The organism is Psychrobacter sp. 78a-MNA-CIBAN-0178, from assembly GCF_040309625.1.
In the GTDB taxonomy this organism is placed as follows: Bacteria; Pseudomonadota; Gammaproteobacteria; order Pseudomonadales; family Moraxellaceae; genus Psychrobacter; species Psychrobacter okhotskensis.
Genome location: NZ_JBEOOZ010000018.1, coordinates 48,501 through 64,913 on the forward strand (window position 1 = coordinate 48,501; position 16,413 = coordinate 64,913).

General features: G+C 44.9%; 12 protein-coding genes. 7 read left to right on the plus strand and 5 right to left on the minus strand.

The genetic code is table 11. The features are described 5' to 3' along the window. Positions 1-280 precede the first annotated feature (280 nt). Positions 281-1,912, plus strand: a complete 1,632-nt coding sequence (locus tag AAEY80_RS10460) for an alkaline phosphatase (protein ID WP_025653287.1) — start codon at positions 281-283, stop codon at positions 1,910-1,912. Between the two features lie 352 nt (positions 1,913-2,264). Here AAEY80_RS10460 and AAEY80_RS10465 read toward each other — a convergent pair whose 3' ends face one another. After that, complete coding sequence (locus tag AAEY80_RS10465) at positions 2,265-3,500, minus strand: outer membrane protein assembly factor BamD (RefSeq protein ID WP_025653288.1); 1,236 nt, start codon at positions 3,498-3,500, stop codon at positions 2,265-2,267. An 815-nt stretch (positions 3,501-4,315) separates the two neighbouring features. On the opposite strand from AAEY80_RS10465, the gene AAEY80_RS10470 reads away from it, so the two are divergent. The 6 genes from AAEY80_RS10470 to AAEY80_RS10495 all read left to right on the plus strand — a co-directional run bounded on the left by AAEY80_RS10470 (position 4,316) and on the right by AAEY80_RS10495 (position 12,311). Continuing rightward, positions 4,316-5,644 carry an RluA family pseudouridine synthase gene (locus tag AAEY80_RS10470; protein WP_502945554.1) on the plus strand — a complete coding sequence of 443 codons (1,329 nt, stop codon included), beginning with the start codon at positions 4,316-4,318 and terminating at the stop codon, positions 5,642-5,644. A gap of 62 nt (positions 5,645-5,706) precedes the next feature. Continuing rightward, positions 5,707-6,723, plus strand: coding sequence for a purine nucleoside phosphorylase YfiH/LACC1 family protein (locus tag AAEY80_RS10475; protein ID WP_201566697.1), 1,017 nt, complete (start codon positions 5,707-5,709; stop codon positions 6,721-6,723). Between the two features lie 83 nt (positions 6,724-6,806). Next, entirely contained in the window at positions 6,807-7,424 is a 618-nt protein-coding gene (locus AAEY80_RS10480) for a flavodoxin family protein (protein WP_101210993.1), read from the plus strand. Between the two features lie 902 nt (positions 7,425-8,326). Further along, complete coding sequence (locus AAEY80_RS10485; RefSeq protein ID WP_101210992.1) at positions 8,327-9,781, plus strand: cytochrome c; 1,455 nt, start codon at positions 8,327-8,329, stop codon at positions 9,779-9,781. Positions 9,782-9,987: 206 nt separating this feature from the next. After that, positions 9,988-11,589 carry a flavin monoamine oxidase family protein gene (locus AAEY80_RS10490; protein WP_025653293.1) on the plus strand — a complete coding sequence of 534 codons (1,602 nt, stop codon included), beginning with the start codon at positions 9,988-9,990 and terminating at the stop codon, positions 11,587-11,589. Positions 11,590-11,678: 89 nt separating this feature from the next. Continuing rightward, positions 11,679-12,311, plus strand: coding sequence for a c-type cytochrome (locus AAEY80_RS10495; protein WP_173240384.1), 633 nt, complete (start codon positions 11,679-11,681; stop codon positions 12,309-12,311). Positions 12,312-12,529: 218 nt separating this feature from the next. On the opposite strand, the gene AAEY80_RS10500 is transcribed toward AAEY80_RS10495, so the two are convergent. The 4 genes from AAEY80_RS10500 to tolQ form a co-directional block, all read right to left on the minus strand. After that, positions 12,530-13,756 carry a beta-propeller domain-containing protein gene (locus AAEY80_RS10500; RefSeq protein ID WP_350588272.1) on the minus strand — a complete coding sequence of 409 codons (1,227 nt, stop codon included), beginning with the start codon at positions 13,754-13,756 and terminating at the stop codon, positions 12,530-12,532. Positions 13,757-13,905: 149 nt separating this feature from the next. Beyond that, on the minus strand, positions 13,906-14,928 hold the full coding sequence (locus AAEY80_RS10505) for a cell envelope integrity TolA family protein (RefSeq protein ID WP_350588273.1): 1,023 nt from the start codon (positions 14,926-14,928) through the stop codon (positions 13,906-13,908). A 53-nt stretch (positions 14,929-14,981) separates the two neighbouring features. After that, entirely contained in the window at positions 14,982-15,440 is a 459-nt protein-coding gene (tolR, locus tag AAEY80_RS10510) for a protein TolR (protein ID WP_025653296.1), read from the minus strand. Continuing rightward, on the minus strand, positions 15,437-16,165 hold the full coding sequence (tolQ, locus tag AAEY80_RS10515; protein ID WP_025653297.1) for a protein TolQ: 729 nt from the start codon (positions 16,163-16,165) through the stop codon (positions 15,437-15,439). Before tolQ ends, tolR begins: the two co-directional genes overlap by 4 nt. Between the last annotated feature and the right edge of the window lie 248 nt (positions 16,166-16,413).

Genomic DNA, 16,413 nt, shown 5'->3' on the forward strand with positions numbered 1-16,413 from the left:
GAATGCTTCCTCACTGCAATGAAGATTCATTTTAATAGGGAAGTTATTAAGAAAACGGTATGAGTTCAATGAGCCATGGAGTGCGCGTACTTCACGAAGGTTTGCGTAAAAAAGCCATGTCTATTAATTCTGCTGGAGGTAGAGAGCAGTCAAATAATCGGCTCCGCTGACGAACGAGAGCTACACCATATCACTCTAGGCAAACATCTGGACGACAGCTGAGGTGGCGATAGTCGCACCCAAATAGCCATGAAAACACCAACCGTAATAGGATTTTATTATGAACGTCCGTAAAGCCACAGTAGCAGCAGGAATGGTCACAACCTACCTGATGCTGACAGCGTGTACAACAATGCAATCTGCGCCGCAAGCAGTACAATCCACGCCGGAAAAAGCCAAAAACGTCATTATGATCATTGGCGACGGTATGGGGCCACAACAAGTTGGTCTACTATTGGCGTACGCCAAGCAAGCGCCAAACTCGGTAATCACCGACGGCACAACAGCCTTTGACCGGATCGCTGCTAACGGCCGTATGGGTATTTCTATGACCCACGCCAACAACAACCTAGTGGTCGATTCTGCCGCTTCCGCTACACAACTGGCAACCGGTAAGCTAGCTGGTGCTGAGATGGTTGGCACGGATAAAGACGGTAACAGCGCAGAAAGTATACTGGAAAAGGCCAAAAAACTAGGCAAATCCACCGGGCTGGTGTCCGATACCCGCATTACCCATGCAACCCCAGCTGGCTTTGCCGCGCACCAGAGCCATCGCAGCTTAGAAAATGAAATTGCTGAAGACCTGCTGAACAATAACGTAGATGTCATGTTGTCCGGTGGTCTGCGTTACTGGATTCCTGAGTCCGTCAATGATGAGCAATCAGCTGTCCGCCAAGAATTGGAAGTGCTGTCCGAAGGTAGCGTCGTTATTAAATCCAAGCGTAAAGACAACCGAAACTTGATCGCTGAAGCACAGCAGAAGAACTATGATTTAGCGTTCAACCGCTCACAGATGGAAAAGGCCGACGGTAAAATACTTGGCTTATTTGCTTATTCATCGTTGCCAAACGGTATTACCGAGCACCAAACTAAGAATGACCCCGCCCGCACCATACCAACGCTAAAAGAAATGTCAGAAAAAGCGATTAATTCGTTGTCCAAAAACGACGAAGGATTTTTCCTGATGATTGAAGCTGGGCAAATAGATTGGGCAGGGCACTACAACGACACTGGCACTATGCTGCACGAAATGCTGCGGTTGAACGAAACACTTAATTATGTATTGGATTGGGCAGAAGGCCGTGACGATACCCTGATTGTGGTAACCGCTGATCACGAGACAGGTGGCTTTGGCTTCAGCTATTCTGCTAATGATCTACCCCACGGACGTGACCTACCAGGCAACGTTTTCAAAGAGCAACAGTTCCAACCGCTCTTCAACTTCGGCGACGTAGCGACCCTCGATACACTCTACGAGCAAAAATCCTCCTACGGCGACATATTTTACAGCCAGTTCGATGCACTAGAAGCAGACCAGCAAACACCTGCCAGCTTAGCTCGCATTGTAAATTCTGAAACTGGCTTTGACATTACAGAAGCTCAAGCTGCGCGCGTACTCGCAACCGAGGACAATCCTCTTTACACCGAAGGCCATCCTTATCTAAGCACCAAAACCGTTCCAAAAATGGACGTTAACGGTGCCTTTTTCGCTTACCAAACTGACGACAATCGTCAAAACCTTCTGGCTCGCGAAGTGGCTGAACAGCAAAACGTAGTCTGGGCCACCGGCACCCATACCAATACACCGGTACTGGTATTTACCCAAGGCCCGGGAGATACTACCGTACCCTTTGGCAAAGTACTGCATCACACAGAAGTAGGTCAACACGCTATGGAAGCACTAGAAGACTAATACATTAATACCTGCCTAAATATTTGACTGGCCCTCGATAATTATCGGGGGCCGGTCTACTTTTAAAAGGCAATGGCGTTAAATAATGAGGGGCTTAATTCTGCTACGTTTATGGTGAGTTGTTAGAGAAGGGTGGTTTGCGAAGGCATAAGCAGTTTTCCCGTAACTGCAAACTCGGGTGTGTTACAGTAGCATTGATACTAATGATGAACAATTATCGATATTAAAAACATAAAATCTATAAAGATATTGTTCAGTATCAGTATGAACAAAAAAAGGCCAACTATCAGTTGGCCTTTTTAAATAACTACAGATTAGCTATATCACTTCAGTGTAAGGCTATGAACGCTAACTATTCAGCTTCTTCTATGACTATATCATTGTCCATTGGTGTTAGACGAATACTATCGCTATTATTCTCATCGGATAGCGTGGTACGGCGCGTTGGGTTGATGTTCTGCGGATCAACATTCGCTTCTCTAGCGGTAGAGCCAGTGCTGGCTTGGTTGGTAACGCGTTCAGAGGACGCCTCAGGCAGACCTAAGCCGACATTGATACCACCAATACGGTTCGTTGGAGAGGTATTTAGTGGTGCATTAGCGTTAGCAGCATTGGCGTTAGTTGCATTGTCATTTGGCAATCGCAACTGATTGGCGTTACGAACGACTTGGGTTTTGGTTGCGCCAGTGTAGTTACCTTGAGAGACTGAGCTGTCTTTGATACCCGAACGGCCAAGCTTACCAAAGGTCAGCTTGTTAAACCAAGTGCGGTCACGCTTGGTATTGAGCTTGACGCGTCCATCACTGGTTAGCCAATTTGGATAGTTGATTTGTAATAGGGTTTTGTACTCTTTGGCCAAGTCGGTTAGCCCTAGCTTTTCATGGCTGTAGGCGAGAATGGCGATGGCTTCGGGTACAGACTCGCTCAGTGGATAGTATTGAAAGACCCATTTGGCACGGTTGATAGCCGCGACATAAGCTTCACGCTCAATATACCAACTGGCCGCACTCAGCTCACTTTCAGCAAACTGATTGTAAATAAAGGTCATACGCTGTGCAGCATCTGGCGTATAAGGGCTATTGGGGTACTTATTAATAAGCTCTTGAAAGTTGGCAAAGGCGATACGCAGATAGGCAGTATCACGCTCAGCTTGATTCAGCTTAAACAATTTAAGGCCTTCAGATGAGCCCTGCATATTGGCCACACCGCGCACGTAATAGGCGTAGCTGACTTGCGGATTAGAAGGGTAGAGACCAATAAACTGATCAGCGCTGGCTGCTGCCAACTCAAACTTACCGCTTTCATATTGGGCATACATCATATCGAGCAGCGCTTGTTCAGCATACTGTCCGGTAGGATAAAAAGTACGCAGATTGGTCAAGTCTTCAATCGCTTGGGTATAACGAGCTTTGTCAATCTGAGCGATGGCATCGTTATAGTAGCCTTGCTCTGACTTCTCGGCGGTTTCGACTGCATCGACGTTTTTATTGGTCAGGTTCTTAAAAGTCTGACAGCCCACCAAGTTGACACTTAGCGCAAGCAGGGTGATTGAGGACAGTTTGATAAACGTATTGCCAACAGCGTGCATACTTCTTCTCCGACACAAGACGCATAATAGCAGCGGCGCTATCATGCTATATATAAGGTTAATAATAAAAACGATGCGTAACGCACCAGTTAACGGTTTATTATTGAGTATGCTAATAGGTAAGCCGACTCGTAATCAACATAATTTTTATCAAATACAGTTTTTGCAATGGCTTATTTAATAGTACCAGTTTAAAAGTACATTTTTAAAAATACCGTGCCATAGCATACAGCAAAATAGAGCTTACTTTATAGAATAACCGCGGCTTCGTCTATTTTTTCGTTATCTATTTTGCCGTTCATCTATCTAGAGCGCTTTGAATGGCAGAAGGTCTTCCGTATTTATCTTAGTGTATTCAAGGCCCTACCAGCGGATATATCCTGAACATCTCTGTCTATTACGTTTCAGCTTTGCAGTTTAGCATGAGCCGTCGCAACGAGCGATATCGAATGGTGCTGACATCGACAAATATACAGTAAATTACAGCAACGTCATATTTTAGAGAGTTAATTGTCGATGATTTAGCGATCAAATGATAGGGATAAAATGACAGATAACGCGCAGCTTCTATAGGGCTTGAGCACTTGGCATGCTACACTATGGCACTACTGTCGCTGATTTCTTGACCAAGATAGGTTTTGATGGTCAATGCGAGGCGTTGTTTTTGTTATAGCGCACTATATTTGCCTATAAATTTTTCTTATAAAGTGGTTTATTATAAGTGCTTTATTGCTATAAGAAGTGCATTGCTATAACTACTTTATAAAATCATGTCAGGCATTTTTATGTCTAAATCTGTTATGAATAATAATACTATGACCACCCATTTACCATCGAATCAATCGCTAGATACTGATTTATCAGCGCAACATTTATCAGCGCAAGAGCCTTCCATGTCAAATAAAGTTTTAAAAAATAACGAATCATCAGATGCTAAGCCGCTAGAAACTGATGACCGCATAAACGCAGAGACGGTATCCGATGATTTCATCGCAGACGATACCCTGTCACAAGCGTCAGAAGGTACTGTTTCAGAAGGCAGTGTCTCAAAAGATAGTGATAGACTCGATGACGAGATGATTGAGGACTATGAAACGGATGAGGCTGACGAAGGTATTGATGACAGTGACGACGATGATGATGCTGATTATGAAGCGTCGACTGCAGGGCAAGCGGTACCCGTCGTTATCGATGTAACCTATGCCGTCACCGAAGAACAAGCAGGTCTCCGTATCGATAAATTGGCATCACTGGTGTTTACCGACTTTTCGCGTGCGCAGTTGCAAGGCTGGATCAGCGACGGCAGCTTACTCTATAACGATAGCGTGCAAAAGCCCAAGATTCGGGTCAAAGCGGGCGATGTGATACATCTGTCAACGACGCTGCAGCCGCATGGGGAAGATCAACCAGAAGATATCGATATCGATGTGGTCTATGAAGACGATGATGTCTTGGTGATTAATAAGCCCGTCGGTATGGTGGTTCATCCTGGTGCTGGCAATCAGACAGGTACTTTGGTCAATGCGTTGCTGTATCACTATCCGCAGCAGCACCATCTTCCGCGTGCCGGTCTGGTGCATCGTATTGACAAAGACACTTCTGGATTGTTGCTTATTGGCAAGACCAAACCTGCGCAATTGGCATTGATGGAGCAACTGAAAGACAAGTCTGTCTATCGTCATTACCAGTGTGTCGTCGCTGGCGATGCGGCAAGTCTGCTGCGTCATCGTCGTATTGATGCGCCCATTGGTCGCCATCGCAATCAGCGTACCAAAATGACGGTCATGACTGCTGGTCGCGAAGCGGTCACGCATTTGTTAAATGTGACGGCTCTTAATGACAATTACTGTCTGCTAGATGTGGGTCTTGAGACGGGTCGTACCCACCAGATTCGCGTGCATTTGAGTCATATTACCTATCCGATCGTCGGCGATCGCGTCTATGGTGGTCGTCGTCAACTGCGGGCAGGTCTCACAGAGGCGCAGCGTCAAGCGATTACTAACTTCCCAAGACAGGCATTGCATGCTTATACTTTGGGTTTTGTTCATCCAACGACGGGCGAAGATATCGAAGTCACTACGCCAATCCCTGAAGACATGCAGCAGTTGATGGCTGTGTTAGGTGATGGTTACGATCCTGAATAAATGCTTTTGACTAATTGGCCTTAAGTACGTATTTCTGTGACGAGAGAGATGGTAGAGACGCCATGAAAAGTAAGCTTCCTATGACATTGCTAGCACAACTAGACGATGTGGCGGTTTTTCAGACCGCCGCACTTGCCAATGGTAATAAATGTGCAGCTGATACAAACAGTCAGCAAATGCATGAGCTAGGGCAGGCGAGCTATGGCGCGCTTAATTTGGGCTTGCATGTAAACGATGATGCGGCAAAGGTTTTAGACAATCGCATGCGTCTCTTGACGGCGATTAATGAGAAATTGAACAGCTTGCCATCAACGAGTGCGCAAAATGCTCCTATAAAAAGATTGCATTGGGTCAATCAAGTACATGGCAATGATATTCATCATATCGACGCCACTGCCTTAAGTATGCAACCGCTAGCGGCTGATGCTATGCTGAGTCAGCAGCAGGGTGTTGGTTTAGCGATAATGACTGCCGACTGCGTGCCTATTGTTTTATATCAACCTGCAAGTGGTAAAATTGCCGCCATTCACGCAGGTTGGCAAGGGCTGGCTTGTGGCGTCATCCAAGCAACTGCTGAGCGCTTTACCGACTCAGGGCAAATTATGGCATGGATTGGCGTCTGTATTAGCCAGCAGAATTATGAAGTGGGTAGTCAAGTCCGCGATAAGCTACTGGCAGGTTGCGTAGACAGTCAGTTATTAACGTCAGCAAATATCGAGCGCTTCGATGCGCGCTACGTGATGAATTCTGCAAACCAAACCGGTGATGATAGCCATATTGATACTAGTAAAAATTCGGATGTTAATCCTCAGCGCTTACATAAGACCGTTGATAAACTCGCAAATTATGCCAAAGTAAATGCGGATAAAATTAAGCTAAACTTACCAAGACTTGCCGCTGACCAATTAACTGCTGCTGGTATGACGTTATGTAATGAGTCTGCTATAGGCTGTAGTTACGGCGATGACCGTTATTACTCTTATCGGCGTCAGACGCATTTGCAGCAACCAGCGACGGGACGGATGGCGCTAGTGATTGTGCGCCGTGCTTCCACCCAGTCAGATACTGAGTTGGTATGAATTTGCTAGTCGCTGATCAATACTAAGTACGCTTGAGCCATTTTATTTCTATTTAATTATTTATAGCCATTATTAGAGTTTATATGAATACATCTGCCACAGCATCTTCAACCTCCATAGCGACTGATGACGCAACGAGCGTATCGATTGCCGTCATTTATCATAGCAATTATGGTCATACCAAGCGTGTGGCCGAAGCGATCGTTATGGGTGCGCGCCAACAATTACCAGAAGCTCAGGCAAGAGCCGTCGATGTTCATGATGTCGACTGGGATTTTTTGGATCAGGCAGATCTGCTGGTTTTTGGTAGTGCCGTCTATATGGGTAGCGTGACTGCTGGATTTAAAACCTTTATGGATGAGACCTCACAGCGTTGGTACCATCGCAAATGGGAAGGTAAGTGGGCCGCAGGTTTTGCCAATTCGGGCGGTCTTAGCGGTGATAAATTGGCCGTCTTACAACAGATCTGTTTGTATACCATGCAGCACGGCATGAATTGGATCGGTTTACCCTTGATGCCGACAGGTCATGAATCGCATGATTTAAATCGTCTGTCGAGCTTTTTGGGGCTCATGACGCAATCCCTTGACGGCCCTCCTGAGGAAACACCTGGTAAAGGTGATATCGATACGGCTATCTGGTTTGGTGATCATTTAGCCAAGACCATTATCAAGCATCGACCAGTCATTGCAGTTGGCTAAAGTCAGATTGCCTTTATTAGCATAAATAAGGATTAATTGTCGTAACTGAGACTTGCAATATAATCAGAAATTAACGGCACTATTTCCACTTTGGACTGCAAATTTATCTCCTTTTTATCACCATTATTAAAATCGTGACACGCCCTAATAAATAAAAAAGCAGACATCAATTTGATAGCTGCTTTTTTTTATTGCCATTAGTAAAATTATTTACTAAGGTTTTTAGCGGGTAATGGTTTGACAGGAATGGGGTTTTCGACAAATTGAAAAGATTGGCATGCGCTTAATAGTAGCGCTGCCGAGAGTATGTAGGTCATGACAAAGGATTTCATAATGGTATCTCAGGACACAATTGCCAGCATTAAAAACAGCGTTCATCATAAACAAATTACCGCATTATGCAACGGCTAACCTCATATATACCTCAGTATAATGTGAAGCGTAGACATAGTATGGTTTCTGCACTATGTATCTATTATGTACGCTCGAAATTAAAAATAACAGTCAAAAAATAGAATTATTGAGTTTTATTACTAAAATTTCGTCATTATAAAAAACAGATAAAGCAGTTGATATTTATTAGTAATTGTTTTTAAAAGGAATTTTTTATCGTTGTTAATAATAATATGAATATATGGTTTGAATAATAAAACCCAACCTCTAATGATAAAATCTTTTATTTTTGTAAAAAAATAGGGTGGTTAAGTTACTATTTAAGCAATAACAGCAAAATAGTTTTACATTAGTGGTGAAGGCAGACATTCTACGGTAACTAATCTTCATAGATGCCTCATAGGCAAAGACTTAGATATTGCCAAACAATGAATGGATACTGCTAAATAATAGATATTATGTGCTAAAAATAATTAAAACACCCTAGATGCCAGCTATATGAGGATATTATGAAGCCACTCTCTGTGATGTTATCAATGCTAGCCATTGGTATCACCTCCAGCGCCGTCATGGCTGAAGGTGTCAACCTTCCTAATGCGAGCTTGCCCAACGCAAGCCTACCTAATGTCAGCCCCGCCAATAGTGAGCTTGTCAATCGCGGTGCTTATATTGCTCGCGCTGCTGACTGTATGGCCTGTCACGGCGAGGACTATACCGGCGGGACGGCAATCGAGACCCCCATGGGAGAGATCTATTCCACCAATATCACCCCATCCAAACGTTACGGTATCGGCGACTATACCGAAGCGGACTTAAAGAATGCGCTGCAAAAAGGTCGTGCGCCTGACCATATGCTTTATCCTGCCATGCCATATCCTTCTTACAGCGGCATGAAAGAGGAAGACATCAGTGCGCTGTTTGCTTATTTACAGACGGTACCAGCGGTTGACGAAGCCCCCGAAGAAAAAACGGATCTACCATTTCCTTTTAATATTCGCAGCTTAATGTTGGGTTGGAACTTTCTCAACGTACCGTCTACTGAAAAGCGCGACGGACTGAACGAGACCCAAAAACGCGGTGAATATCTGGTCAATAATCTAGAGCACTGTGGCACTTGCCATACCCCACGTAATAGTACGATGGGTTTTGATAAGAGTATGTACCTATCTGGTGCTCAGCTCGGCAACTGGCATGCGCCAAATATTACCCCAGATGAGTCAAGCGGTATCGGTAGCTGGAGTGAGCAAGATATCGTCACTTATCTGCGTACAGGCGAGCTTGATCAACGTGCATACGCTGGTGGCCCCATGGGTGAAGCGGTCGCCCACAGTACCCGCTACTTAAAAAATGAAGACTTAAGCGCCATTGCGTCTTATCTAAAAGCCGTACCTGCTGTCCAAACCGAAGACAAAGTGTCTGCGGTGGATGTGTCGCGTCTGCCAACGCCAATCAACGAATCTATCACGCATGACTTGCTGGCGCAAAAAGAGTATTTGAAACAGGCAAAAGCGGCAGTAGGTAATGGCAGTAACGCTCCAGAGTCATTATATCTGGCCGCTTGTGGTAGCTGTCATGGTGTTAACGGTTATGGTCAGCCTGATGCTCGCTATGCGCCTATCGTTGGCCTGAGCAGTATCCGCCGTGACCAGCCCGATGCGCTGGTTAATATGATTCTTCATGGGGTAGAAGGGGCAACCAATACGTCGCCTATCATGCCAGGGTTTTCAGACGAGTTAAATAGTGAGCAAATCGCTGGTATTGCCAACTACGTACGGGTGAATTTTGGTGGTCTTGCTAGCAGTGATGTGAGTGCTGATGATGTTGATCGCATCGCAAATACTGGCGTTGATAAGCCTTTCTTGATTAAGTACGCAGGCTTATTGGCGATAATAGGTATTATCGTTGCGATTGCTATCATTGTATTTATCATCCGCGCCATCTTACGCTCTAGACGCCGCGCTTAGTTTGACTATGTTTAGATAAATGGTCGAACAAAGAATTTATAAAGGCGTATTAGACGCTGATTACAGTACGAGAATTAAGGTCAAAATGGGAGTGCATTAAGGCTTGGCAAGACAAACGTTCGATATAAACTGAGCCGATAATAAAAGCAAAATGCCAAAGAACAATGCCTGCCGTTATACACGACGTCTACTTTAAGGACATTATTATGAAAGATATGCTTCAATCACCAACGCGGCGCCAACTGCTCTCGATGATCGGTAAAACCGCAGGTGCAACCGCGATGTATCAAGCGATGACGACGCTTGGGTTTGCTTCTGAATCGAGCTTTAAAGAAACCATGGATCTTAAGGGTGCACCTGCAGGCGCTAGTATTGTCATTCTTGGTGCCGGTCTTGGTGGGTTAACTGCGGCGTATGAGCTACGCAAAGCGGGCTACGATGTCAAAGTACTTGAGTTCCAAAACCGTGGTGGTGGTCGTAGCTGGACACTCAACAGCGGGGACAAATATACTGAGCTGGGTGGCGAAGAAGTGACCTGTGATTTTGAAGAGGGTAATTATTTTAATGGTGGACCGTGGCGTCTGCCCAGTCATCACTATGCTGTCTTTCATTATTGCAAACAGTTCGGCGTCGAGATGCAGCCCTTTATTCAAACCAATGATCGTGCCTATCTGCACCGTACCACTCATTTTGATGGTGTCCCACAGCGTTTGGGTGATGTAAAAAATGATATTCAAGGCCATGTGGCTGAGCTGTTGTCAAAGTCAGTTAACGTTGGTGGTCTTGATCGCTCGGTTAATACTGAGGATAAAGAAAAGCTGCTTGAAGGCTTAAAAGGCTGGGGTGTGCTCGATAAAGATTATCGTTATCGCGCCAGTAATGAGACCAGTAAGCATCGCGGTTTTAGTGTCTTTCCCGGTGGTGGCTTGATGCCTGATGCAAAACCGTCAAAGCCTTTGCCTATCAGTGAAATCTTAGATTCAGGCATGTGGGCGGATATTTATGGCAATCATATGACCTATGGTCACCAACCAACCATGTTTCAGCCAGTAGGCGGCATGGGCAAAATCGGTGATGCCTTTACCCGCGAATGTCGCGATATGATTGAGTTTAACGCAAAAGTAACCAAAATTCATCAAGATGAAAGCGGTGTAACTGTCGATTATGTCGATAGCAACAGCCCAGACGGGGCAACCAAAACCATACGTGCCGATTGGTGCGTGTGTAATATCCCGCTAACGGTGCTGACGCAAATGGATATTAACGTCTCAAAACCGATGAAAGAAGCCATGGCGGCAGTACCTTATGAGACTTCTTATAAAGTTGGCTTAGAGTTTAATCGCCGCTTTTGGGAAGAAGACGAGTGGATATTTGGTGGATTGACCTATACCGATATGCCCATTGCACAGATTGCCTATCCTTCACAGAATATGTTTAAAGATGGTACTGGAGTGCTACTAGGAGCCTATGGTTACGGCCCGACATCTTATAAGTTTAATACTTTGACGCCGCAAGAACGTATCAATGTCGCGCTCGCTTACGGTAAGTATATTCATCCCCAGTATACAAAAGAGTTCCGCGCCGGTACGTCAGTAGTATGGCATCGTATCCCGTGGACGCTCGGTTGTTATGGAATTTGGAATGAATCAACTCGTCGTCAGCATTACGACACTTTGTGCAGCATTGATAACCGTATTGTACTGGCGGGCGAGCATTGTTCACATATTCCAGCGTGGCAAGAGGGCGCTATTTTATCTGGTATGGATGCCGCAAAGCGCCTACATCAAAAAGCAAAAATGCTCGGTTAAATATATTGGTTAATATGGATAACTATAAAAATTCAGAGGCTATCATGGACAATGCAATCGTGAAGAAGGCAATCTTGAAGAAAAAAGTCATGAAAAACATGACACCCAAACTGCTGACTGTGATGTTGCTGAGTGTGATGAGCAGTGCAGCACTGTTAGGTTGTAGTCAACAGTCAGATGATGTAGAGACAGTGGCTAGCGAACAAGAGAAAGAAGGTATCACAACGGATGACTATCAGGCGAGCCGTAATACGGGCGCTTGGGGCGGCGTCTATATGAGTCGTGAAGAGCTTACAGCACCTCCTATCAATATCGTCGATAACAGCTCACTGCCCACTATGGACAATGATCCAAGTATTGCTAAGTGGGACGCAAAGTTTGAAGGAACCAATGGCTTTGTGACAACAGATGGTGCCAAGCTGTATCATGACTCTTGTGCGGCGTGTCATATGCATAAAGGCGAGGGCGCTTACGGTGCAGGTTATTATCCACCACTGGCTAATAACAGCAAAATGCAATCGAAGTACTACATCATTGATATCTTGATTAATGGCTTCCGCGGTATGCCCTCATTCCATGGAATGATGAATAATGAGCAGATAGCTGCAGTGACTCAATATGTGGTCAGCGATTTGAATGGCTTTACCGATACCGTCACTGCCGAGGATGTGGCAGAGCTGCGGCATGCCAATCCACCAGCTGGGGACCCAAGTGATGATTAACACAGTTTAATCTTTTAGCCAGTAATTTTCAGTGAAGCTGTTAGGATATGTTGAATATTCACCAGAAGGCAGCAGTGCCACGGTCGAATGTTTAGCAGACCTTAATATAGAAATTACTCAGCTATTTTTAGCAAACATAAAAAAGCGCCTAATTATGCATTAGGCGCTTTTTTTTATCTACGCTTTTATTAACTCGTAAAGCTTGGGAGCTGTATAAGTTATTTAGGGCTAGATGACCAGACTGGTGAGCGAATAGTGCCTTGTCCAGATTTACCAAATGACTCACCACCATTTAGAGACTTGATGGTCAAGATACCTTTGCCACCTTGAGTAGAAGCATAAACCACGCGTTTACCATTGGGTGAAAAGCTTGGCGCTTCATCGATACCTGTATTGCCCAAATTGGTGGTTACCGCGCCACTGCTATTCATAATAGCGGCTGAGCGACCACTTAAAAAGGCAATTTGTGAGCCATCACTACTAAACTGCGGGCTGGTGGCATAACCGCTACTGGATACTTTGGTTGTACGTCCCGAACCAAACTCGTAACGATAAATCTGTGGTTTATTAAATCCTGCTCGGTCGCTGACGAACACAAAAGATTTGCCATCTGGGGCGTAGCTTGGTTGCACTTCACTGCTTGGCCAATTGGTAATTCGTCTAGGTTTACCACCGCTGGCATTCATCTCGTAAATATCAGCGCTGCCTTCAAAGCTGCTTGAAAACAGTATTTTGCTACCATCAGGTGAAAACGAGGGACTTAAATTGCTACCTTTAAAAGGCGTTAATGCACTAGCTCCGCCGCCACTCACGTTTTGTACATAGATAACAGGATATGACTTATCACGCTGTACAGAGTAGGCGATACGGTTACCATCTGGTGACCACGATGGGGAGAATATCGAACCGGCAACCTCGGTAATGGTCTTGGCGTTTTCGCCATCAGCATCCATCACTTTTAAGCGCGATACTTTGTCTTTACCAGTACCCACTTCTTCGATGTAGGCAATACGCCCGGAGAAATCACCTGGCGTACCAGTAATCAGCTCATAAACTTTGTCAGCGATGACGTGACCGGCGTAGCGCAGGCTTTCCTTATTGTTGTCAGCTGTTAAGGTTTGCTTGCCTTCAATCACTCGGCCAGATTTGACATCAACGACTTCATAATCGGTGACTACTTTACCGCGATTACTACGAGTATTGCCGACAACTAGGTAAGGAATACCCATGCTCTGCCAGACGGGTAGCGTGCCAGAAAGTTCACTACTACTGTGCGGCTGCTGCGGTAAATCTTTATTGGTCACCTTTAATTCTGTTTTACTCAAATCATTGAGAATAATCGGTGATAATACAGAATCGCCCGCAAATGGCACGAAAACCACTTGGTTTTGTTGGACTGGAATTTCGAAACTATCCTGTAGTACGACTATTTCTTTGGCAGACAAACTAGTAGAAGCAAGTAAACATGATGCGCTAATACACAGAGTTGTAAGCTTTTTTTTATAAATATACTTGTACAATTTATTCTCCTAAAATCAATAAAGAATCTTGATACTTTTAAAATTTAAGAAATGAGGTTTTTATATACTGAGTTTTATTTAGTTGTTCCAATATATTCTATGCTAAAAGTAGGGTATTTAGGATCGTCAGGACCAATGGGTAATTTCCTAGTAACCCTAGCTGCATCTTCTAGTGCTTTATTATATTTTGGGTTACTTCCTGATGCATTGTAACCAGTTATAATACCACTGCTATCAACAGTAATAGTCAGAGTTGCTAGGACAGTTTGCCCCTTAGCTCCTTCTGGTGATATAAGATTCTTTTTGATTAGTGCTTTTATCTCACTATCGCTAGCACCGCTAGAACGGGCAGGACTACCACCACTAGATTGACCAGACATACTTCCAGATATGGTCGACTCACCATCTTCTGATAAGCTAAAGTTTTTACTGGCACTGCCAGAGCTGCCAGTGTCAATCTTTAAATTTTTATCAGTCGCAGTCGGGCGTGGAATATGAGGCGGGTTATTTTGTTTATGACGGAAATCACCCAGCTGTTTTTGTTCTTCTATTAGCTGTTCTTTTTTGTTTTGCTCTACCTGACCATGCTCTTCTGTCACCGATTCATCTAGCTTGGCTGCCCATTCAGCCATATTACGCTCATATTCTTGATTTTGCTCAAGTATGCGTTGATGCTGCTCTTCACTCATGAGCATCGGACGACTGGCAGGATCGTTAGAGCGGGTAAAGACAGGTACGCGCTGAGAGTTTGACTGACTGGTGCTATCGCTAAAACTTTCTGATGATGGGGTGTTTGATGCACTGCTTGCACCGCTGTCAGCTTGCATAGCACTGGCCGCCGCTGCACGGTTGGCAAGGATTTGCCCTTGCATCTCAGCCAATTGCTCAGGGGATACCATGACCGTCTCAATGCTTTCCACAGTGTCGGTTTTTGTATGTTGATAAGTATAAATAAGTATGCCAATCACCAGACCATGTGCAAGCAAGCTGAGCAGCGTAGGCAGTGTCAGCCCATTGCCTTCAGGTTGGGTCGGCACATAAACAGCAGGCGCATTATTCATGGCAGTGATACTCATGGACAGGGTATTGAAAGACAAGGTTCATCAGATTATTCACTTATTATAACAAACGATACTAACAATAGAATTGATTACAATGAAGGTGTGGGTAAGGGGGCGCCCGTTAATAATCCCACCTTTTGGATACCTGCTTGTTGCAAGCTTGCCATCAAAGTCATGATGGCGCCATATTGATTGTTTTGGTCGGCGTTGATCATCACTTGTAAAGGCTGCGCACCTGCATTGCTGCTCTGCGATTGCAGATTAGACAAGGTATTAATCAGCTCGGGCTCACTAATTGGCAAATCAACATTGTTTTCATAACTGATAAAAATCTCGCCACTGTCAGTTAAAGAGACAATCACGGGTAGTTGACTTTGACTCAAGGTATTGGTTTGCTCTTTTGGCAACTCGACATCGACGCCGGTGATCAACATTGGCGCTGTCACCATAAATATCACCAGTAGCACCAGCATGACGTCGATATAAGGAACGACATTCATCTCCGCATTCAGCGCTTTTTTTTCACGGCGATAAGGGTTTGGTTTCATAGCCCTGTCACCTGACTGGCATTGCTGTTAAGGGCAGTGTCTCTGTCTATCACGCTTTGAGCACTGGTCTCACGCTGGAGCATCCCTGTCATCTCATCGCAGAATAACGCGCGTGAATCGTACAAGCGGCTCGATTTGGCCGTAAAGTGGTTGTACGCGAGCACAGCAGGAATCGCTGCAAATAAACCCATCGCCGTGGCAATGAGTGCTTCCGCGATGCCTGGCGCAACAGAAGCGAGAGTCGCCTGTTCCGTTTGAGAGAGTCCCAAAAAGGCATTCATAATACCCCATACTGTGCCAAACAAACCGACATAAGGTGCGACTGAGCCGATACTGGCTAGGGTCGTGAGCCCAGATTCTAATAACTGCTGCTGACGTCCTAAACCGACCCGCAGCTTACGCTCAACCCCATCGATAATGTCATCTTTTGGCTGGCGTTTTTTGTGCATTCTTAAGTATTCAGAAAACCCGACATAAAATATCTGCTCAAGCCCTTGGCGCTCAGGCGAGCCTTGCACACCTTGGTACAACTTTGCCAAATCTTCACCCGACCAAAACCACGTTTCAAACTGTTGATCAAAGTTCCTAGCCGTACCGAGCCGTGCACTCATACGAAAAATAATCACCCAACTGAGCAAAGACGCTAATAATAACAGCGCCATCACAATCTGTACCAATAGACTGGCTTGGGTAATAAGGTCAATAATATTTAATGATTCAGGCATGTAATGGACTCACGGGTAATTAACAATAACTGGCATAAGCGTCACACGCAGACCAGATAAGACCTCTGACAACTCAAGATGTAGGACAGCAAAGTATCGTTCGTTGCATTCTGTACACTTATATCAACCGACTAGTGTACTGCTAAATGAAGAAAAGGTCATTTTTTTAAAACCTAGATTCAAATAAGAAGTGCAACGTTTTAAAAGAATGAGTTGAAGAGTAAGATGTGCCGTGTTGCATTTCAAAC